Annotated in this window: 22 protein-coding genes and 1 pseudogene; 12 read left to right on the top strand and 11 right to left on the bottom strand. The window is 59.7% G+C overall.

Annotated elements, in window-relative coordinates; translation table 11 throughout:
• Positions 1–159 precede the first annotated feature (159 nt).
• From M0814_RS20130 to M0814_RS20120, 3 genes and pseudogenes are all read right to left on the bottom strand, one after another.
• The gene (locus M0814_RS20130; protein WP_081794187.1) at positions 160–525 is read right to left on the bottom strand and encodes a YajD family HNH nuclease; all 366 of its coding nucleotides are present in this window, start codon (positions 523–525) and stop codon (positions 160–162) included.
• A 149-nt stretch (positions 526–674) separates the two neighbouring features.
• A pseudogene (locus tag M0814_RS20125) lies at positions 675–908 on the bottom strand (YajD family HNH nuclease); the annotation flags it as partial.
• A 50-nt stretch (positions 909–958) separates the two neighbouring features.
• Positions 959–1,645 (bottom strand): spermidine synthase, encoded by a 687-nt coding sequence (locus M0814_RS20120; protein WP_003222615.1) that lies wholly within the window; start codon positions 1,643–1,645, stop codon positions 959–961.
• Between the two features lie 80 nt (positions 1,646–1,725).
• Between M0814_RS20120 and M0814_RS20115 the strand changes: the two genes are divergently transcribed.
• Positions 1,726–2,010 (top strand): hypothetical protein, encoded by a 285-nt coding sequence (locus M0814_RS20115; protein ID WP_103484421.1) that lies wholly within the window; start codon positions 1,726–1,728, stop codon positions 2,008–2,010.
• On the opposite strand, the gene M0814_RS20110 is transcribed toward M0814_RS20115, so the two are convergent.
• A complete protein-coding gene (locus M0814_RS20110; RefSeq protein ID WP_103484422.1) occupies positions 2,007–2,480 on the bottom strand; it encodes a cyclic nucleotide-binding domain-containing protein in 474 nt (157 codons plus the stop codon). The two genes, M0814_RS20115 and M0814_RS20110, sit on opposite strands and share 4 nt — an antisense overlap.
• Before the next feature lie 198 nt (positions 2,481–2,678).
• Positions 2,679–4,733: a S9 family peptidase gene (locus M0814_RS20105; RefSeq protein WP_103484423.1), complete on the bottom strand. Its 2,055-nt coding sequence runs from the start codon at positions 4,731–4,733 to the stop codon at positions 2,679–2,681.
• A gap of 237 nt (positions 4,734–4,970) precedes the next feature.
• Here M0814_RS20105 and M0814_RS20100 point away from each other — a divergent pair, with 237 nt between their 5' ends.
• The 3 genes from M0814_RS20100 to M0814_RS20090 are packed head-to-tail and all read left to right on the top strand — an operon-like array spanning position 4,971 to position 6,818.
• Positions 4,971–5,468, top strand: a complete 498-nt coding sequence (locus M0814_RS20100) for a hypothetical protein (RefSeq protein ID WP_007969598.1) — start codon at positions 4,971–4,973, stop codon at positions 5,466–5,468.
• A gap of 16 nt (positions 5,469–5,484) precedes the next feature.
• Entirely contained in the window at positions 5,485–6,261 is a 777-nt protein-coding gene (locus M0814_RS20095; RefSeq protein WP_003222625.1) for a class II glutamine amidotransferase, read from the top strand.
• Positions 6,262–6,275: 14 nt separating this feature from the next.
• Positions 6,276–6,818 carry a DUF2937 family protein gene (locus M0814_RS20090; protein WP_103484424.1) on the top strand — a complete coding sequence of 181 codons (543 nt, stop codon included), beginning with the start codon at positions 6,276–6,278 and terminating at the stop codon, positions 6,816–6,818.
• Positions 6,819–6,970: 152 nt separating this feature from the next.
• Here the strand turns inward: M0814_RS20090 and M0814_RS20085 are convergent, their stop codons facing one another.
• A complete protein-coding gene (locus M0814_RS20085) occupies positions 6,971–7,885 on the bottom strand; it encodes a LysR family transcriptional regulator (RefSeq protein ID WP_103484425.1) in 915 nt (304 codons plus the stop codon).
• A 158-nt stretch (positions 7,886–8,043) separates the two neighbouring features.
• Here M0814_RS20085 and M0814_RS20080 point away from each other — a divergent pair, with 158 nt between their 5' ends.
• The 4 genes from M0814_RS20080 to M0814_RS20065 all read left to right on the top strand — a co-directional run bounded on the left by M0814_RS20080 (position 8,044) and on the right by M0814_RS20065 (position 11,767).
• Positions 8,044–9,330, top strand: coding sequence for an MFS transporter (locus tag M0814_RS20080; RefSeq protein WP_103484426.1), 1,287 nt, complete (start codon positions 8,044–8,046; stop codon positions 9,328–9,330).
• Positions 9,331–9,393: 63 nt separating this feature from the next.
• Complete coding sequence (locus tag M0814_RS20075) at positions 9,394–10,146, top strand: 5-oxoprolinase subunit PxpA (RefSeq protein ID WP_103484450.1); 753 nt, start codon at positions 9,394–9,396, stop codon at positions 10,144–10,146.
• Positions 10,143–10,847: a 5-oxoprolinase subunit PxpB gene (gene pxpB, locus M0814_RS20070; protein WP_103484427.1), complete on the top strand. Its 705-nt coding sequence runs from the start codon at positions 10,143–10,145 to the stop codon at positions 10,845–10,847. Before M0814_RS20075 ends, pxpB begins: the two co-directional genes overlap by 4 nt.
• Entirely contained in the window at positions 10,844–11,767 is a 924-nt protein-coding gene (locus M0814_RS20065; RefSeq protein WP_103484428.1) for a biotin-dependent carboxyltransferase family protein, read from the top strand. The genes pxpB and M0814_RS20065 overlap by 4 nt, the downstream gene beginning before the upstream one ends.
• Positions 11,768–11,859: 92 nt before the next feature.
• Here M0814_RS20065 and M0814_RS20060 read toward each other — a convergent pair whose 3' ends face one another.
• Positions 11,860–13,038, bottom strand: a complete 1,179-nt coding sequence (locus tag M0814_RS20060; RefSeq protein ID WP_003222635.1) for a VWA domain-containing protein — start codon at positions 13,036–13,038, stop codon at positions 11,860–11,862.
• 10 nt (positions 13,039–13,048) lie between these two features.
• Complete coding sequence (locus tag M0814_RS20055) at positions 13,049–13,894, bottom strand: MoxR family ATPase (RefSeq protein ID WP_003222636.1); 846 nt, start codon at positions 13,892–13,894, stop codon at positions 13,049–13,051.
• 257 nt (positions 13,895–14,151) lie between these two features.
• Between M0814_RS20055 and M0814_RS20050 the strand changes: the two genes are divergently transcribed.
• Positions 14,152–14,370: a DUF2442 domain-containing protein gene (locus tag M0814_RS20050; protein WP_247868523.1), complete on the top strand. Its 219-nt coding sequence runs from the start codon at positions 14,152–14,154 to the stop codon at positions 14,368–14,370.
• On the opposite strand, the gene M0814_RS20045 is transcribed toward M0814_RS20050, so the two are convergent.
• Positions 14,351–15,427 (bottom strand): DUF748 domain-containing protein, encoded by a 1,077-nt coding sequence (locus M0814_RS20045; protein WP_003222643.1) that lies wholly within the window; start codon positions 15,425–15,427, stop codon positions 14,351–14,353. The two genes, M0814_RS20050 and M0814_RS20045, sit on opposite strands and share 20 nt — an antisense overlap.
• A gap of 127 nt (positions 15,428–15,554) precedes the next feature.
• Between M0814_RS20045 and cysK the strand changes: the two genes are divergently transcribed.
• Complete coding sequence (gene cysK, locus M0814_RS20040) at positions 15,555–16,529, top strand: cysteine synthase A (protein ID WP_003222645.1); 975 nt, start codon at positions 15,555–15,557, stop codon at positions 16,527–16,529.
• Between the two features lie 184 nt (positions 16,530–16,713).
• The gene (locus M0814_RS20035; RefSeq protein ID WP_103484430.1) at positions 16,714–17,652 is read left to right on the top strand and encodes an aspartyl/asparaginyl beta-hydroxylase domain-containing protein; all 939 of its coding nucleotides are present in this window, start codon (positions 16,714–16,716) and stop codon (positions 17,650–17,652) included.
• A gap of 58 nt (positions 17,653–17,710) precedes the next feature.
• Here the strand turns inward: M0814_RS20035 and M0814_RS20030 are convergent, their stop codons facing one another.
• Together M0814_RS20030 and M0814_RS20025 are read right to left on the bottom strand one after the other, a co-directional pair.
• On the bottom strand, positions 17,711–17,869 hold the full coding sequence (locus tag M0814_RS20030; protein ID WP_167734099.1) for a hypothetical protein: 159 nt from the start codon (positions 17,867–17,869) through the stop codon (positions 17,711–17,713).
• Between the two features lie 35 nt (positions 17,870–17,904).
• Positions 17,905–18,432, bottom strand: a complete 528-nt coding sequence (locus M0814_RS20025) for a hypothetical protein (RefSeq protein ID WP_103484431.1) — start codon at positions 18,430–18,432, stop codon at positions 17,905–17,907.
• A 450-nt stretch (positions 18,433–18,882) separates the two neighbouring features.
• Here M0814_RS20025 and M0814_RS20020 point away from each other — a divergent pair, with 450 nt between their 5' ends.
• A complete protein-coding gene (locus M0814_RS20020) occupies positions 18,883–19,746 on the top strand; it encodes a DMT family transporter (protein WP_103484432.1) in 864 nt (287 codons plus the stop codon).
• Positions 19,747–19,814: the final 68 nt, after the last annotated feature.

Raw genomic sequence — 19,814 nt, 5'->3', positions numbered from 1 at the left:
ATTCGGGAGCGTAACCAACTTGTACTGATATTGAATATTTTCCTAGCGGCTGAGAAATAATGGTTTTCTCTCGAGAAGAGGTAGGATGCATCTTGCATTGCTTGTTTTCTAATAAACTTGCAAGGGTGTTATTGGCTGTTTTTTTTACATTGTGCGGAGTCACTTTTTCATAAGTTCAGCCAACGCTGCAAATGGGTTGTGAGTTGCGGATGCTTGTTTTGGCGAACTCAAAGAAGATTCGGAGAAATATTGCTGATCAGTGTAGCGTGAGTGTTCATTGTCATGACAGAACAAGCAGAGAAGCTCCCAGTTAGATCCATCCTGAGGGTTGTTGTCGTGGTTGTGGTCACGGTGGTGCACGGTTAGCTCGCTCAGGCGCTTGCCAGAAAACTCACGAGCGCATCGGCCGCAAACATGTGGATACATCTTGAGTGCTTTATCCCGATAACCTGATTCCTTATCGCGCTTCGCATCTGCGAGGATTCGATCCAGTTTAGAAAGGCTAGGTGTGGTTTTGTTGTTCATTTGAGTGTCCGGGATGAGTGCTTAGGAAGGATAAACCGTATCGAGACGCTCTGTAAGCGATAAGTCAGGGCTCACATACCGGAAAAAAATGGTATGTATCGTTGGGGCCTATGACTATTCATAGTCGGATACCATTTTTCTGGTAGATCCACACACAACAGTTCCCAGTTCGAGCCATCCTGCGGGTTGTTGTCGTGGTTGTGATCGCGGTGGTGCACGGTCAGTTCGCTCAGACGCTTGCCGGAAAACTCACGAGCGCAGCGGCCGCAGACGTGCGGATACATCTTCAGGGCCTTGTCGCGGTAGCCCATTTCCTTGTCGCGCTGGTTGTCGGCAAGGATGCGATCGAGCTTCGACGTGTTGGTCGGGGTGGACGAACTCATGGGTTCACCTTTGTAAAAAAGACTAATGACGGTTATGTGCAGAGTTTAGCTCAGCCCTTGAGCTTCTCGGCAATCCAGATCGTGTGGCGGGTGCCCTTGTTGCCGTGGGCGAAGACCTGCACTTCCTCGGCCTTGAAACCGGCCTTCTTCAATTTGTCGGAAAACTGCCGGTCGGCGCTGGCCGACCACACCGCCAGCACGCCCTTGGGCCGCAGGGCTTTGGCGCAGGCGTTCAGGCCGGCGGCGGAGTACAGCCAGCTGTTGGCCTTCTGCGTCAGGCCTTCGGGGCCGTTGTCGACGTCGAGCATGATCGCGTCGAAGCCGTTCGGCTCGCTTTGCAGGACCTTGGCCACGTCGTCCTGACGGATCACTGTGCGCGGATCGAGCAACGGTCGCCCGGACTTTTCACCGAGCGGCCCACGGTTCCACTCGACCACGCCGGGCACCAGTTCGGCGACCACCACTTCGGCACCCTTGCCCAGATGTTTGAGCGCCGAGGCGAGGGTGAAACCCATGCCCAAACCGCCGATCAACACTCGCGAATTCGGCCGGCCGGCGACCTTGCGGCAAGGGATCTCGGCCAGTGCATCTTCCGAACCGTGCATGCGCGTGTTCATCAATTGCCCGCCGTCGCCGCCCTGAATCTTGATGACAAAATCCTCGCCATACTCGAACAGGCACAGAGCGCCACCGTTATCTGGGATCGGCGTGGTGTCGAGCAGAACGAAACGTTTCATGGAAATCTCTACAAAGGGGAAGGCAAGCAGGCCCGTTGGGAGTAGCCTGAGCGCAGACTAAAGGCCAAACGGAGCCCTTGATGAAGCGCACCATTCTAACGGTCATTGCCCTGGCCGCGCTCTCGATTACTGCAGTGCAGGCGCAGCAGACCATTCCGGTCAGCCCGACGCCGCAACCCGGCTCACCTGGCACCGCCACGCCGACGCCGTATCCGCAAATCACCCCGATCAGCGCACCGAAGGCCGGTGCCGGCAGTGGCAGCCCGCCGCTGGTGCCGATCGAAATGCCCAGCCCGCCGAGCAAGGATCAAGCGGTGCCGGGCATCGAACCGAGCGGCACCAAGGTCAAATCCCCGGGCGGTTAAATCTGTTGCGCCGCGAGTTGGCCGTCAGCCATGCGCAGGCGTTTGGAGAGGGACACGGCAAGGGCGCGGATGATCTTGGCGGCGATCTTCGGTGCGTCGTTGAGCATCTTTTCCAGCGAGTCCTTGCCCAGGTTGAGCAACTGACAGTTGCTCGCCGCGACGCAGGTCGCCGAACGGCGCTCACCATCCAGCACGGCCATTTCACCGAACGCCCGCCCGCTGCGCAGGGTGGCCATGGTGATGACCTGGCCGTCGGGGCCAGTCTTCTGCACGGCGACCTGACCGGTGTGGAGGATGCACATGAAACTGCCGGCATCGCCCTCACGGAAAATCGCTTCGCCCTCCGCCACGGTGCTGATGCTGAAGTAGCCCGAGGCTGCGGCAAAGTCCGCCAGTTGCAATTGATCGAACAGGCCACAGTCCATCAGCCAGTCGCGAATTTCGTTGTTCAGCAGGGTGGGTTCTGACATGTCATTGCGGTCTTTATTGTTTTCACTGATTCCAGGCTTACACCGTCCCCTGTAGGAGCTGCCGCAGGCTGCGATCTTTTGATTTTAATTTTTGAAAGACAAGATCAAAAGATCGCAGCCTGCGGCAGCTCCTACAGGGGGTCATAGGTATCGGCCCCCTGGGTCTGGAGTTAAGACCCAAGTGACCGACGGAGTTCCTCAGGCCAGGCCCAAAACCTTGAACACAAATGCATATTCGAGCGCTACGTCACGTAATCCCTGATAACGCCCGCTCATTCCGCCATGCCCGGCACCGAGTTCGGTCTTGAGCAGCAGCAGGTTGTCGTCGGTCTTGGTCGCGCGCAATTTCGCCACCCACTTGGCCGCTTCCCAGTACTGCACCCGACTGTCGTTGTAGCCGGCGATCACCAGGGTTGCCGGATAATCCTGCGCAGTGACGTTTTCGTACGGCGCATAGGCCTTGATCCGCTCGTAGACGTCCGGCTCTTCCGGGTTGCCCCATTCGTCGTATTCGGTGACGGTCAGTGGCAAGTCCGGGTCGAGCATGGTGTTGAGCACGTCGACGAACGGCACTTCGGCAATCGCCACGCCGAACAGGTCTGGACGCTGGTTCAGCACCGCGCCAATCAACAAGCCGCCAGCGCTGCCGCCGCTGATCGCCAGTTTTTCAGCGGTGGTGATGCCGTTGAGGATCAGGAATTCGGCGCAGGCAATGAAGTCGCTGAAGGTGTTGTGCTTGTGTTCCTGCTTGCCGGCGCGATACCAGGCTTCGCCCAGCTCACCGCCGCCACGCACATGGGCGATGGCGAAGGCCATGCCGCGGTCCAGCAGGCTCAGGCGTGCGTGGGAGAACCACGGATCGAGGCTGGAACCGTAGGCGCCATAACCGTACAGATACAGCGGCACCGGTTTGCCGAGCATTTCGCGCTTCATCACCAGACTGATCGGCACCTGCGTGCCGTCCGGTGCGGTAGCCCACAGGCGTTGGCTGATGTAGGCGTCGGCGTCGAACGGGCCGAGCACCGGGGTTTCTTTCAGAACAGTTTGCTCGCCGCTGGCCAGCAGCAACTGCCGAACCTGCGCCGGACGGTTCAACGCCTCGTAACGCAGACGAATGCGGTCGCTCTCGAACTCCAGACTGTTCTGCACATAGAGGCTGTAGGCCGCGTCCGGCAGTTGTACGCGATACGGCGTCTGCCCTTGCGGGTGAACTTCGATGATCGGCAAACCGCCTTCGCGCAGGCTCAGGGTCATGGCCGCGGTGTTCAGCGTCACGCCGTCGAGCATCACCGTGTCGCTGTGCGGGATCAGGTTCTGCCAGTCGGCTTCGCTCGGTACCGCACCAGTGTCCGGCGCCTGATACAGGGCGAAGTTGATGCCATCGCGGTTGGTGCGGATGAACCAGGTCCACACGCCATCCAGCACACCGTGGTCGACGTCGTATTCATGATCCTCGACCCGTGGTGCCAGGCAGGTGAAGGGCAGATGCGGCTGATGCGCATCCAGTGCCCAGACTTCGCTGGTGGTCTTGCTGCCCAGGGTCAGCAGCAATTGCTGCTCGGAACTGGAGCGGTAGCAATGCAGGAAGAAGCGCCCGTCCGGCTCATGGAACACCTCTTCGGCGGCCGTGCCGTCGAGGCGATAGCGATACAGTTTGTGCGGGCGGTGAGTGTCGTCGAGCACGCCAAAGAACAGCGTCAGGCTGTCGTTGGCCCAGGTCATGCTGCCGTCGCAGTCTTCGAATTCCAGCTCGCTGACCTTGTCGTTGGCCAATTCCTTGACGAACAGCGTGTAGATCTCGTCGCCCGAGGCATCGACGCTGTAGGCCAGGCGCTGGTGGTCGGGGCTGATGCTGAACGCGCCGAGCGAGAAGAAACCGCCATTGGCCAGCACGTTCGGGTCGAGCAGCAGTTGTTCGCGGCTTTCATCGAGGGTCAGGCTGTCGTCAGCCGGACGCGGGCAACGGTAATGCCGGGCGTACTCGTCACCCGCCGTGGTGCGGGTGTAATACAGGTACGGGCCCCAGGGCGAGGGCAGGGACAGGTCGGTCTCGAGGATCCGGCCCTTGATCTCTTCGAACAGGCTTTCGCGCAGAGCGGCCTGATCGGCGGTCTGTGCTTCCTGATAGGCGTTTTCAGCCTTGAGGTAGTCGAGCACCGCGTCGGTGTCGCGTTCCTGCAGCCAGGCATACGGGTCGGCACCGGCAGCCTTGTGGGCGATCGGGGCGCGGATGACGTGGGCGGATTCGGGCATGGAAGGCTCTCGGGCAATGTTCGGAATAAAGGTTTTCGCAGCTCTTGAAACCATCGCACTTCCCTGTGGGAGCGAGCTTGCTCGCGAAGGCGTCCTGTCAGATGACATTTGTTTCACTGACCCAACGCTTTCGCGAGCAAGCTCGCTCCCACAGGGTTTGCTGTTGGCCGTCTGGCATTGGGACAAGCCTGACGGGCGAAAAGTCGTTACTATAAGCGCCTCTTTGCCTGCCTTGCCATGGACACCATGACCGAGAACGACTATCTGATCGCCTGGGGCCTCTACGCCTTTGCCGCTGTGGGCTGCCTGTTGGTATGGATGCGCCTGACCCGCTGGATGTGGCGCTGGCTGCGCGAGCCGCTGCGGGTGCTGATGGCGGTGTTGCTGTTCAGCCCGACCATCATTGACCCGGTGAAAGCCAAGGTTGCACCGTCGATCGCCATCACCGCGCTGGATCTGGCCTTCAAGGTCGGCAACAACGCCTGGCGGGCGATTTCCGATCTGTTCATGTACGGCATGATTGCGTTCGGCATCTACCTGATTTTCGTGCTGATCCGCTTCCCGATCGAGCGTGCTTCCCGAGCGCGCCGCGAACAGGCCGAAGCCGCCAAGGCCGCGGCCCGTGCCGATGATCGCGACGACGATCAGCCGTTCGGTGGTGCCGGAGACGACCGTTACGGTCGCCCGCCGTTGCCGAACAATCCGCAACGCATGCGCGTCGAGCCGCGTCTGTAATCACGAGAGTCAGCACATGTGTGAACTACTGGGCATGAGTGCCAACGTGCCGACCGATATCGTGTTCAGCTTCACCGGCCTGATGCAGCGCGGCGGGCGTACCGGCCCGCACCGCGACGGCTGGGGCATCGCCTTCTATGAAGGGCGCGGCTTGCGCCTGTTTCAGGACCCGGCGGCGAGTTGCGAGTCGGAAGTCGCCAACCTGGTGCAGCGCTATCCGATCAAGAGCGAAGTGGTCATCGGCCACATTCGCCAGGCCAACGTCGGCAAGGTCTGCCTGTCCAACACCCACCCGTTCGTCCGCGAACTGTGGGGGCGTAATTGGTGTTTCGCGCACAACGGCCAGCTCGCCGACTTCACCCCGATCAAGAGTTTCTACCGCCCGGTGGGCGACACCGACAGCGAAGCGGCCTTCTGTGATTTGCTCAACCGCGTGCGTGCCGCATTCCCGGAACCGGTCGATATAGAAGTGCTGCTGCCGGATCTGGTCGCCGCCTGCGCCGAATACCGTAGCAAAGGCGTGTTCAACTGCCTGCTCAGCGATGGCGACTGGCTGTTCTGCTATTGCTCGACCAAACTGGCACAGATCACCCGGCGCGCACCGTTCGGTCCGGCGCGGCTCAAGGATGTCGATGTGATCGTCGATTTCCAGGCAGAAACCACGCCCAACGATGTGGTCACGGTGATCGCCACCGAGCCTTTGACCGAAAACGAAACCTGGACCCGTTACGAACCGGGCCAATGGAGCCTGTGGCGACGCGGCGAATGCGTCAGCCAGGGCACGACCGAATAAAGGATCTCTCCTCGATGTTGCTCAGTTATCTACGGCTGGTGTTGTTTGCGGCGGGCCTGTTGATCGGTGTCCAGGTGCCGGGGTTCATCAACGATTACGCCAAACGTGTCGAAGCCCATCTGATCGAAACGCAGACCGGTTTGCGCGGTTTTCAGGGTACCGCCGAGCAGTTCTTCAAGGGCGACTTGCAGGCGCTGGTTGCACATTACCGCGCCAGTGACGATCCGGTGTTTCGCAGCGATGCCGACAGCCTGAGCACTTTGCTCGACCGGCAGTTGGCGCTGGATAAACAGTTCCAGGCGATGCAGGGCCCGTGGTACATCCGCTTCCTGCAAGTGGTGCTGGCCGCCGACCCGGACATTCGCAAGGAAACCTGGAACGGCTACAGCTACCAGATCCTGCTGACTCCGGAAGCGATGATCTGGGGCATGAGCGGCGCGTTGCTGCTGTCGTTCGGCATCGAGTGCCTGATTCGTCTGATTGACTGGGTGGTGCTCGGTGGCCGGCGTTTGCGCCAGAGCCGGCCGATTGAAGACCGCGACGTGCGTGGTCTTTAAGGACTGCGCGATCACTGTGGCGAGGGAGCTTGCTCCCGCCCGGCTGCGCAGCAGTCGTAAACCTATGAGCTCAATTGTCCTGGATGATTAGGGTGTCTGGTTTTGGGCCTGCTTCGCAGTCCAGCGGGAGCAAGCTCCCTCGCCACAGGGTGTCAGGCACTCAAGACGATGTAGTTTTCACCAACCTTGCGCGCATACCCCTCCAGCACCTGCTGACACAACGTCACCATCTCCTCGACCCACTCCACGCCCACTCGCCACGACACCACCACTTGCAGATTCGGTGGTCGCTGGTCGATGTCGAGCAAGGTCAGTTCACCCCGCGCCAGTTCCTCGGCCACCAGCACCGGCGGCAGTACACCGATGCCAAATCCATCACGCAGCAGCCGGGTAATCGCCGACACCGAGTTCACGCAGTTCAGCCGCGGCGCCAGCACACCGTTGGCCTGCATCAGCGCCAGCAGATCCTGATGCGGCCGGGAGTTTTTCGAGTAGGTGATGAGCCGTTCCTGCGCCAGTTCGCCGAGGTCGGCGTACTCGCGGTTGTAGATCGAATTGCTCGCAACGATCCAGCCCAGTGGATGGCTGGCCAGCTCCAGACTGCGCACGCTTTCGTGACGTACCAGATCAGTTTGCAGAACGATGTCGAGAAAGCCTTTTTGCAGCTGATCGCAGAGGTTCAGCGAGGTATCCGCCACCAGCTCGATTTCCACCCGTGGATACAAATCGGTCATCTGCGCCACCAACGGGCTGAGCCAGGTGTGGATCACCGTGTCCATCACGCCGATGCGCACCCGGCCGACCTTGCTCGAGCGGGTCTCGATCGATTGCTTCAGGGCTGACATCGTATCGAGCATCTGCTCGGCATAATCCAGCACTTTCAGGCCTTCGGGCGTCAGGCTGACGCCGCGTGAATCACGCAGAAACAGCTTCACCCCCAGCTCGCCTTCGAGCACCGCGATGCGGCTGGAAATCGACGCCTGGGTGGTGAACAGCTTGTCGGCGGTCAGGCGAAAACTCTTCAGCCGGGCGACCCAGACAAAGGTCTCGAGAAACTTCAGGTTCATGGCAACGGCTCGGGTGACAAATTTTTCTTATGCCTAAGGCGGGTTTTTATTCGTTGGACGCAGCAGGGCCGGGCGACGAAAAATCGGCGCATCCGGTTCCCACGATAGGCGTCGTCGGAACTTCGAACAAGACCAATAAAAGCCTGCGGAGACTTGCCATGCGTGCGCCCGACACCCTCGACATCCCCAAAAACACGGCCCGCCCCGGACCGTTCGACTGGTATCGCAACATCAATCAGCAGGAACGTCGTACCTTCTGGAGCTGCAAGATCGGCTATGGCCTCGACGGCATGGACACGCAAATGCTCAGCTTCGTGGTACCGACCCTGATCGCCATGTGGGGCATCACCACCGGGCAGGCCGGGCTGATTCACACCAGCACCCTGATCGCCTCGGCCATTGGTGGCTGGGTCGCGGGGATTCTCTCCGACCGTATTGGCCGCGTGCGCACCCTGCAACTGACGGTGCTGTGGTTTGCCTTCTTCACGTTCCTTTGCGGTTTCGCGCAGAACTACGAACAGTTGCTGATCGCCCGGACCTTGATGGGCTTCGGCTTCGGCGGCGAATGGACTGCCGGCGCGGTGCTGATCGGTGAAGTGATCCGCGCCAAGGATCGCGGCAAAGCGGTGGGCATGGTGCAATCCGGTTGGGCGCTGGGGTGGGGGCTGACGGCGATTCTGTATGCGCTGCTGTTCTCGGTGTTGCCGCCGGAAGATGCCTGGCGAGCGCTGTTCATTCTCGGCATCGTCCCGGCCATTTTCGTGATCTTCGTGCGGCGTCTGGTGAAGGACCCGGAGATCTATCGCGAAGCCAAGGCTGCGCAAACTCCGCAGAATCCGGCGAAGTTCTACGAGATCTTCGCCCCCGGCATGCTGTTCACCACGTTCCGTGCGTCGCTGCTGACCACCGGTGCACTCGGCGGTTACTACGCGATCACCTCGTGGCTGCCAACCTTCCTCAAGAACGAACGCGGTTTAAGCGTGCTCGGCACTGGCGGGTATCTGGCGATGGTGATTGTCGGGTCCTACGTCGGCTATGTGATCAGCGCTTATCTGACCGATCTGCTCGGGCGTAAAAAGAATTTCATCCTGTTCGCGGTCGGCTCGTTCACCATCGTTCTGCTGTACACGCAAATGCCGGTGAGCAACGGGGTGATGCTGTGGCTGGGCTTTCCGCTGGGCTTCTTCGCCTCGGGGATTTTCAGCGGTATGGGCGCGTTTCTCACCGAGCTGTTTCCGACGCGGATTCGCGGTTCGGGGCAGGGCTTCTGCTACAACATCGGCCGGGCACTGGCGGCTTTGTTTCCGCTGCTGATCGGTCTGCTCAGCCAGACAGTGCCGTTGAGCGTGGGTATCGGTGCGTTCGCGGCGGTGTCGTACGGCGTGGTGATTCTCGCAGCGTTGAGCCTGCCGGAAACCCGTGGCAAGCAACTGGATGCGCAGTAACTGATAACCTGCTGAGCAAGCGTCCTACAGACAAAAAGACAAGAAGCTACAGGAGTGTTCACCGTGAGCCGCCTGCTATTGAATTGCGACATCGGCGAGAGTTTCGGCAGCTGGACCATGGGTCTGGACGCCGAGGTCATGCCCTACATCGACTGCGCCAACGTGGCCTGCGGCTTCCATGCCGGTGACCCGAGCATCATGCGCAAGACTGTCAGCCTGGCCCTGAGTCACGGCGTGCAGATCGGCGCGCACCCGGCCTATCAGGATCTGGTCGGTTTCGGCCGACGTTCCATGGCCTATTCCGCGCAAGAGCTGCAAGACATCCTGCATTACCAGATCGGCGCGCTCGATGGCATTTGCCGCGCGCAGGGCGGGCGGGTCAGCTACGTCAAACCCCACGGCGCGATGTACAACGACATGATGGCTAACCCGGCGCAGTTGCGTGCAGTGATTCAGGCCGTGGCCGCCTATGATCGCAGCCTGCCGCTTATGCTGATGGCCACCCGCGATAACGCGGCGGCGCAGCAGCTCGGTGACGAATACGGCGTGACCCTGTGGTTCGAAGCCTTCGCCGACCGCGCCTACGACAGCGCAGGTCGACTGGTTTCGCGGCAACTGCCGGGCGCGGTGCATCACGAGCCAGAAAAAATCATCGAACAGGCCCTGACCATTGCCCGTGGCGGTGAACTCGTCGCCAGCGACGGCAGCGCGCTGCACCTGCAGGCCAACACCTTATGCGTGCATGGCGACAACGCCAGTTCGGTGGCTGCCGTGCAGCGCATTCGCGAGGCCCTGAATCAGCAGAGCGCGCCATGAACCCACGGATTGAAGTAGTGGCCGTGGATTGCCTGATGCTGCGCCTGTTCGATGAAATCGCCGAAGCCAACATGCCGTGGATGCTCGCTGCCAGCGAGCGCCTGCGCACGGTATTTGGCGCGCAGTTGATTGATCTGGTGCCGTCCTACACCACGTTGATGGTGCATTACGATCTGACCGCACTGAGCCCGAGTCAGGCCCGTGAATTGATCGCTGAAGCGTTGATCGACCTGTCGCCGAACGCTCGAACCAGCGGCCAGTGCCATGTGTTGCCGGTCTGGTACGACCTGAGTGTCGGCCCCGAACTGAGCCTGCTGGCGCAGCGCAGCGGGTTGGCGGTGGAGGAGGTGATTCGGCGGCACAGCGCTCGCGAATATCAGGTGTTCGCCCTCGGCTTCGCACCGGGATTCGCCTTCATGGGGCTGGTGGAAGAAATCCTCGCGGCGCCACGCCTGGACACCCCACGCAAGAAAGTCGCGGCCGGCAGCGTCGGGATCGCCGAGCGGCAGACCGCGGCTTATCCAGTGGTGTCACCCGGTGGCTGGAACCTGATCGGCCGCACTCCGGCGAAACTGTTCGATCGTCATCGCGACGGCTACAGCCTGATGCAACCCGGCGACACCGTGCGTTTCGAAGCGGTGAGCCACGCCGAGTTCATCAACCTGGGCGGTGATGACACGCCACTGGAGGCGCTGGCATGAGCCGACTGACGATTGAGGCCAGCACGCCGCTGTGTTTGTTGCAGGACGCCGGGCGTTTTGGCGTGCGCCATTTGGGCGTGACCCAGGGCGGTGCCGCGGACGGGTGTTCGATGAGCTGGGCCAACTGGTTGCTGGGTAACGCGCTGGATCTACCGGTGATCGAAATCACTCTCGGCGGGTTTGCCGTGGTGGCGCAGGAAGATTGCCTGCTGGCGCTGGCCGGGGCGGATCTCGGCGCGCAGATTGACGGGCAGGCGCTGGCGCCGTGGCGCAGTTTCAAACTGGGCAAAGGGCAAACCTTGAAGTTCAGCCAACCGCTGCTCGGCGCCCGGGCGTATCTGGCGGCGCCCGGCGGTTTCGACGCGCCGCAGGTGCTGGGCAGCAGTGCCACGGTGGTGCGCGAAGAGCTCGGTGGTCTGGATGGCATGGGGTTGCCGTTGGCCAAGGGCGCGACACTGAGTTATCGCGGTGCGGTCCTGCAGGTGCGTGAAGTGCCGCAGGCGCATCGACCTGATCTGCGGCTCAATGCGCCGCTGGATCTGGTGCTCGGCGCACAGATTGGTCAGTTCAGCGGGCAGAGTCTGTTTGATGTGTTCAACAGTCCGTGGACGCTCGACAGTCGCGCCGACCGCATGGGCATTCGCTTGTTGGGCAAGGCGTTGCAGTATCAGGGCCGGCCGATGATCTCCGAGGGCATTCCGCTGGGCGCGGTGCAGGTGCCGCCGGATGGGCAGCCGATTGTCTTGCTCAATGATCGGCAGACGATTGGTGGCTATCCACGTTTGGGGGCGTTGACGCCGTTGGCGCTGGCGCGATTGGCGCAGTGTCTGCCGGGCGCGCAGGTGCGGTTGAGGCCGGTGGTGCAGGAAGTGGCGCACCGGGAGCATGTCGAGTATTTGCAGCGTTTCATAATTAGCTAAGGGCTTCGCGAGCAGGCTCGCTCCCACATTGGAATGCATTTCACCTGTGGGAGCGAGCCTGCTCGCGAAGAGGGCATCACTGACAACAAAGATTACTTGGACAGAAACCGCATCCCTTCCTCAAGCCCGCGCAGGGTCAGCGGATACATCTGATCCTCGATCAAATCGCGCACGATATTGGTCGACGAGGTATAGCCCCAGGTGTCCTTCGGATACGGGTTGATCCAGATGAGCTTCTTGTACTTTTCCATGAAGCGCTGCATCCACACGTAGCCCGGCTCTTCGTTCCAGTGCTCGACGCTGCCGCCGGCCTGGGTGATTTCGTAGGGCGCCATGGCGGCGTCACCGATGAAGATCACTTTGTAGTCGGCGCCGTACTTGTGCAGCAGATCCTGCGTCGAGAAACGCTCGGACGTGCGGCGCATGTTGTTCTTCCACACCGACTCATAAATGAAGTTGTGGAAGTAGAAGTACTCCAGATGCTTGAACTCGGTCTTGCAGGCCGAGAACAATTCCTCGCAGATCTTCACGTGTGCATCCATCGAGCCGCCGATGTCGAACAGCAGCAACAGCTTTACCGTGTTGCGCCGTTCGGGGCGCATCTGGATATTCAGCAGGCCGGCGTCCTTGGCGGTGTGGTCGATGGTGCCGTCGATATCCAGCTCTTCCGCCGCACCCTGACGGGCGAACTTGCGCAAGCGACGCAGGGCGACCTTGATGTTGCGCGTGCCCAGCTCCACCGAATCGTCGAGGTTCTTGTACTCGCGCTGATCCCAGACCTTGACCGCTTTGCCCTGACGCTTGCCGGCGTCGCCGACCCGAATACCTTCCGGGTTGAAGCCGCCGGAACCGAATGGGCTGGTGCCGCCGGTGCCGATCCATTTGTTGCCGCCGGCGTGACGTTCCTTCTGTTCTTCCAGACGTTTCTTGAACTCTTCGATCAGCTTGTCCAGGCCGCCGAGGGACTGGATCGCCGCGCGTTCCTCGTCAGTCAGCGAACGCTCGAATTCCTTGCGCAGCCAGTCTTCGGGAATCAGCGCCTGCAAGTGATCGTCGAGCTTTTCCAGACCATTGAAGTAGGCGCCGAACGCACGGTCGAACTTGTCGAAATGCCGTTCGTCCTTGACCAGAATCGCCCGCGACAAGTAGTAGAACTCGTCCATGTCGGCGAAAGTCACGCGCTGTTTCAGCGCGTTGATCAGGTCGAGCAGCTCGCGCACCGACACCGGCACCTTGGCTGCACGCATTTCATTGAACAGGTTGAGCAGCATGACGATGCCCTTATCGAGAGCCGCGACGGCTCATGAATGCCAGGCGCTCAAGCAACTGCACGTCCTGTTCGTTCTTCACCAGGGCGCCGGCAAGTGGCGGAATGGCCTTGGTCGGATCGCGTTCGCGCAGCACCGCTTCGCCGATGTTGTCGGCCATCAGCAGCTTCAGCCAGTCCACCAGTTCGGAAGTCGACGGCTTCTTCTTCAGCCCCGGCACCTTGCGCACGTCGAAGAACACGTCCAGCGCTTCGCTGACCAGATCCTTCTTGATATCCGGGTAGTGCACATCGACGATTTTCTGCAGGGTGCTGCGGTCCGGGAAGGCGATGTAATGGAAGAAGCAGCGGCGCAGGAAGGCGTCCGGCAGCTCTTTCTCGTTGTTCGAGGTAATGATGATGATCGGGCGCTTCTTGGCCTTGATGGTCTCGTCGATTTCGTAAACGTAGAACTCCATCTTGTCGAGTTCTTGCAGCAGGTCATTGGGGAACTCGATGTCGGCCTTGTCGATCTCGTCGATCAGCAGGATGACCCGCTCTTCGGACTCGAAAGCCTCCCAGAGCTTGCCCTTCTTCAGGTAGTTGCGCACGTCGTGGACTTTTTCGTTGCCCAATTGCGAGTCGCGCAGACGGCTGACCGCATCGTACTCGTACAGGCCCTGATGGGCCTTGGTGGTGGATTTGATGTGCCAGGTGATCAGCTTGGCGCCGAACGATTCGGCCAGTTGCTCGGCGAGCATGGTCTTGCCGGTGCCCGGTTCGCCCTTGACCAGCAGTGGTCGCTCCAGGGTGATGGCGGCGTTGACCGCCAGCTTCAGGTCATCGGTGGCGACGTAGGCCTGGGTGCCTTCGAACTTCATCTGCTAATCCTCGAACGGTAACGCCGACCTGCACGGGCAGGGCGGGGGCGAAAAAATCGGATGCCCCGACTATAACGCGCAGCCCGGTCGACTGTGAACGCAGACGGCTTATTCAGTCTCTGAATGGAGCGTCACATGTTGACTCAGTTTCGGCTGATAGCCAGCATTCAGGGCTTGCTGATTTAGCGATAGCCTCCAGGATGCCCACTAAATCTGTGGCGAGGGAGCTCGCTCCCGCTGGGCTGCGAAGCAGCCCATTGACCTTTATCGATGATCAGCGATGGGTGGTCGATTTGAGTCAGGATCTTCAAGAAGGTCCAGGACTCCAGCCATTGCTGGACCCTGAGATATTCGCCTCTGTAATCCTGGGCGATCACGGCTGGAGTGTGGAATGGCCGGAACCGGATATTCAGATCGGCGCAGATACACTCTATTTGGAAATGCTGGCGCAGCGCTCTAGCCCGCATCCGGCTTAGGCCGCTCATACCGCGCATTGAATGCCTGAATGAAACCATTGCGCAAAATCTGCAAAAACGCTTCGAACGCGCTGATGTTTTGCTGGTGCACGTTGCCACTGAGTTCGACCTTGGTGGCGAACTGGTTTTTGGCCTGGTTCTTCAGCACGGTTTCCGTGCCGCCGACGATGGCCTCCCAGACTGAGCGGAAGATGCTCTTGTCCTTGTTCTCCACGTCTTGCTGCCAGTTGAAGACTTCGACGTCGCGCAGCAGCGGCTTGATGTAGCCAGTGACCTGGGCTTTTTTCGCCTGGGCTTCGATGACCACGTCACCATGCCCGGCGTTGAAGTCGAACTTGCCGTAGGCCGAGGCGAAGTCGTTCAAGCGCTTGAGTTCGATGTCGCGGGCACGCAGGCGGAACTGGAAGTCCTCGAAATTGCTCAGCGGATCGAAAGTCGCCGTGGTTTCCAGCGGTGCCTGGCCGAGCAGTTTGGCCTTGCCTTCGAAACGGGCGTCGCGCTTGCCCTGTTTGTCGACCACGTTGGTCAGGTTGTAAATGCTCGCTTCGACATTGCTGGCGTTCATGTTGACCGGCGGTTTGGAATTGAAATTGCGGAAACTGATCTTGCCGTCGTGGATCTGCACTTCGTCGAGGGTGATCGGCAGCAGCTTGCCCAGTTGTGCCCGCCAGTCAGTGCCTTTACCGGTCTGTGAATTCTGTTTGTTGGGGCCGCCATCGACGAAGTTGATCTCGGGATTGAAGAACTGCACCTGCGCTACCACGGCATGGTCGTACCACAGCGAGTGCCAACTGACCGCCAGATCGATCACGGGCGCGTTGACGAACGGCACCGGTACCTTGCCGTCGACCTTGACGATTTTCAGGCCGTTGATCCGGTAGGCGCCACGCCACAGGGCCAGATCGACGTCGGTGACCTGGCCACGGTAATCGCCCATGTCGGCCAGTTTGTCGTTCAAGTAATCGCGCACCACGTAGGGCAGGGCGATGTGCAGGACGATCAGCAGCACAACGACGACGGCAAAAATCCCTAATGGCCAGCTGTAGCGACGCTTCATGGCAACAATTCCCGAACGATGTAAGCGATTGACTGTAGCGCGGCGCAGACGTTCGACCCGACTGGACTGTGCCCGGCAACAGGCATACCTTGAAAGGCTGAATTCAACGCTGCATAAGGACCCAGCCATGAGCCGTATTTTCGCTGACAACGCCCATTCCATCGGCAATACGCCGCTGGTGCAGATCAACCGCATCGCGCCGCGCGGCGTGACCATCCTGGCCAAGATCGAGGGGCGCAACCCCGGTTATTCGGTCAAGTGCCGGATCGGCGCGAACATGATCTGGGACGCCGAAAGCAACGGCAAACTCAAGCCGGGCATGACCATTGTCGAGCCGACATCGGGCAATACCGGCATCGGTCTGGCCTTCGTTGCCGCCGCCCGTGGTTACAAATTGATGCTGACCATGCCGGCCTCGATGAGCATCGAGCGGCGCAAGGTGCTCAAGGCACTTGGCGCAGAACTGGTTCTCACTGAACCGGCCAAGGGCATGAAAGGCGCGATCGAGAAGGCCGCCGAAATCGTTGCCAGCGACACTGGCAAATACTTCATGCCATCGCAGTTCGATAACCCGGCCAACCCGGCGATCCATGAAAAAACCACCGGCCCGGAAATCTGGAACGACACCGACGGCGCCGTTGATGTGCTGGTGGCCGGGGTCGGGACCGGCGGAACCATCACTGGCGTTTCGCGGTATATCAAGAATACCCAGGGCAAACCGATTCTGTCGGTGGCGGTGGAGCCGGTGTCTTCGCCGGTGATCAGCCAGGCACTGGCGGGTCAGGAGATCAAACCGAGCCCGCACAAGATTCAGGGGATTGGCGCCGGTTTCGTGCCGAAGAACCTTGACCTGTCGATGGTCGACCGGGTGGAGCAGGTCACCGACGAAGAATCCAAGGCCATGGCACTGCGCCTGATGCAGGAAGAGGGGATTTTGTGCGGTATCTCTTGCGGCGCGGCCATGGCCGTAGCAGTGCGTCTGGCGGAGACCCCGGAAATGCAGGGCAAGACCATCGTGGTGATTCTGCCGGACTCCGGTGAGCGTTATCTGTCGAGCATGCTGTTCAGCGATCTGTTCACGGAGCAGGAGAATCAGCAGTAATCGAATTGATGCAGATCAGTCGGGATTCAGGAACCTTATGCTAATAAATGCTTTGTTGCGCAATTCTTAACACTGAATCTTTGGTTCGGCGGGTGTTGCCCCACGCCGGTAGTGTTTATCATTGCCGGCTGCCATGCCTGATGAAGGGCCATGCGCAGCGTTGTCTTTATTCAAGGAGTCGTTGATGACCTTTTCGTTAGCCGCCAAGGTGTTGGTGTTGCTGCTGTTTGCGGGCAGCATCCTCTATGTGCATTTGCGCGGCAAGGCGCGTTTGCCGGTACTGCGTCAGTTCGTCAATCACTCGGCGCTGTTCGCTCCGTACAACGCCTTGATGTACCTGTTCTCCGGCGTTCCGTCCAAACCCTATCTGGATCGCAGCAAGTTCCCGGAACTTGACGTGCTGCGCGATAACTGGGAAACCATTCGCGACGAGGCCATGCACCTGTTCGACGAGGGCTATATCCGCGCTGCCGAAAAGAACAATGACGCCGGTTTCGGCTCGTTCTTCAAGAAGGGCTGGAAGCGTTTCTACCTCAAGTGGTACGACAAACCGCTGCCATCGGCCGAGACCCTGTGCCCGAAAACCGTGGCGCTGGTCAGTGCGATCCCTAACGTCAAAGGCGCGATGTTCGCGCTGTTGCCGGGTGGCAGCCACCTGAATCCGCACCGCGATCCGTTTGCCGGTTCCCTGCGCTATCACCTGGGCCTGTCGACGCCGAACTCCGACGACTGCCGGATCTTCGTTGACGGTCAGGTCTACGCCTGGCGCGACGGTGAAGACGTGATGTTCGACGAGACCTACGTGCACTGGGTCAAGAACGAAACCGATCAGACCCGCGTCATCCTGTTCTGTGACGTCGAACGACCACTGAGCAACCGCCTGATGACTCGCATCAACCGCGCCATCAGCGCCTGGCTGGGACGTGCCACCGCCCCGCAGAACCTTGATGACGAACGTGTCGGTGGGATCAACCAGGCTTACGCCTGGAGCAAGAACTTCAGCGACCGGTTCAGCGGCGTGGTCAAACAGTGGAAGCGCCGCAATCCCAAGGCCTACCGCGTCCTGCGCCCGGTGCTGGCAGTGGTGGTGTTGACGTTGCTGGGGTATTGGCTGTTTGGTTGAAGCCGCATGTTGAAATGAAAAAACCGCTCCTTGTGAGCGGTTTTTTATTATCTGTGAGTCAGCGGCGCCCGGCGAGAACGTTGGGTTCGTCTTCAATGCCTGTAATCAGTAGCTGCAGAAAGCGCTGCTGATTGGCTGATAGCCCGGATGACACAATCTTTTCTTCTGTTTTGATTGATCTTTTCTTAGCGGGGGATTTCTTGACTGATTTGCGCATGCTCCCTCCCTCATTGATCATTACTTGAGCTGTTTTCACGATACTTTAATCTCCACTGCGAGGACAAGACGACCTTCCAAATCAAATTTGAAGCCGAGCTTTGTATAAATAGGAATTGCCCCCTGCATCGGCTCCTGGACTTCAATGAACTTGCTGCCGATTATTTGGGCGAACTCATCGATGACCATCATTGCCAAGGTTCCGATACGATTTTTCAGCGGGTGAGAATCTCCGGGTCGCCCTTCCAATCGTACGATTCGAATACGTTGGCGGCTTTTGTTCGGATTGACGAAACACAGTCCGCAGAGCTGTTCTTCGAACCAGATTGCGATATCCAGCGACAGGGGTTCTCGTGATTTCCATGCGGCAACCTCTCGCCAGCAAAAAAGTGGATTCTCCCAGAGCTCGAACGCGCTCAGTGCTATGGCGTCGATGGGTTCGAAGCGTACTTTCGACAAGTCTTGCCGCGCTGGTAGCTGCAATAGAGCTTTGGCGATGCTTGCCTGTTTCCTGGCCTGCGACCTGTGCAACTGATACCGCAAATTCGTCCGTTCCCTTGGCATGTGATTTCGAGCATTCCCTGTCTCCCCATCAATGGGCCTATCCGTTGCTCTTCAGCCTATTCACCTCGCGGCCAACTGTCCCTGCTGGCCCTTTGTCCAAATCGTTGCAATCCATGTCCCGCGCTAGTTATAGTCGGCGCTCGTGAATCAGCTGATTCACGTTTCACACCCTTCAAAAAAGATCAGCCCCAATGCCTGCATCCCTCATCAACGCGGTAGTCGATTCAGCGGTCAACGCTGGCGTCGTGCCGTGCGGGAATCAGCAGCCAGGGCAGATCAGTCATTACCCTCCACCTGTCAGTAGCACGCCGGTGTGCGCCGTCGTATCACCGCCGGGCGTTGGCGTTTCGGGCTGATCGGCAATCTTTGCTGACCCCTGCGCCCGCCAGAACAACTACTGAATTTCAGCTTCGGCTGAGTTGGCTATTGGCCTGACTACAGGTGGTATTCATGTTTGTCCTTTCGAAAAAATCCGCGCTTGCGGCGACGTCCACGAGCCTGTTCGTTCTGCTGTGGAGCAGCGGGGCGATCTTCTCCAAATGGGGGCTGGCCCACGCTTCGCCCTTTGCCTTTCTGCTGATTCGCTTTGTGATCGCCCTGTGTGGGTTGCTGCTGTTGGCGCCGCTGCTCAAGTTGAAGCTGCCCAAGGGCGGTCGGCCGATGCTGTTTGCGCTGGCTACGGGCGTAGTGTTGTTGGGGGCGTATCAGATTTTCTATCTGCTGGCGCTCAACACCAAAGTCACGCCGGGGGTGATGGCGACCCTCATGGGCGTACAGCCGATCCTCACCGTGGTGTTGATGGAGCGCCAGCGCTCGGCGAGCCGGATGTTCGGCCTGGCGCTGGGGCTGGCCGGGCTGATCATGGTGGTTTATCAGGGGATCGGACTGGCGGGGATGTCCTGGGCAGGGATGCTGTTCGGCCTGCTGGCGCTGGCGAGCATGACCCTCGGCTCGATCATGCAGAAACGCATCACCGACAATCCCCTCGGTACGCTGCCGGTGCAGTACCTGGCCGGGCTGTTGTTGTGCGGGATCTTTGTGCCGTTTCAGCCGTTCCACTTTGAACACAACGCAGGCTTCATCGTGCCGGTGTTGTGGATGGGGCTGGTGGTGTCGGTGCTGGCGACGCTGTTGCTGTATCGCCTGATCGCCCGCGGCAATCTGGTGAATGTCACCAGTCTGTTCTATCTGGTGCCAGCGGTGACGGCGGTGATGGACTACCTGATTTTCGGTAATCGTCTGGCGGCATTGAGTGTGCTGGGGATGCTGTTGATCATTGTCGGGCTGGCGTTTGTGTTCCGTAAATCCGCTTGAAAACCACAAGGCTGCCCCGGGCATTTTCAGTGTCTGGGCCGGCCTCTTCACGAGCAAGCCCGCTCCCA

Origin of the sequence: Pseudomonas sp. MWU12-2020 (assembly GCF_023100605.1) — a bacterium.
Lineage (GTDB): Bacteria > Pseudomonadota > Gammaproteobacteria > Pseudomonadales > Pseudomonadaceae > Aquipseudomonas > Aquipseudomonas fluorescens_H.
Note: the sequence above shows the minus strand (reverse complement) of the source record. Positions and strands in the feature narration are given on the sequence as shown.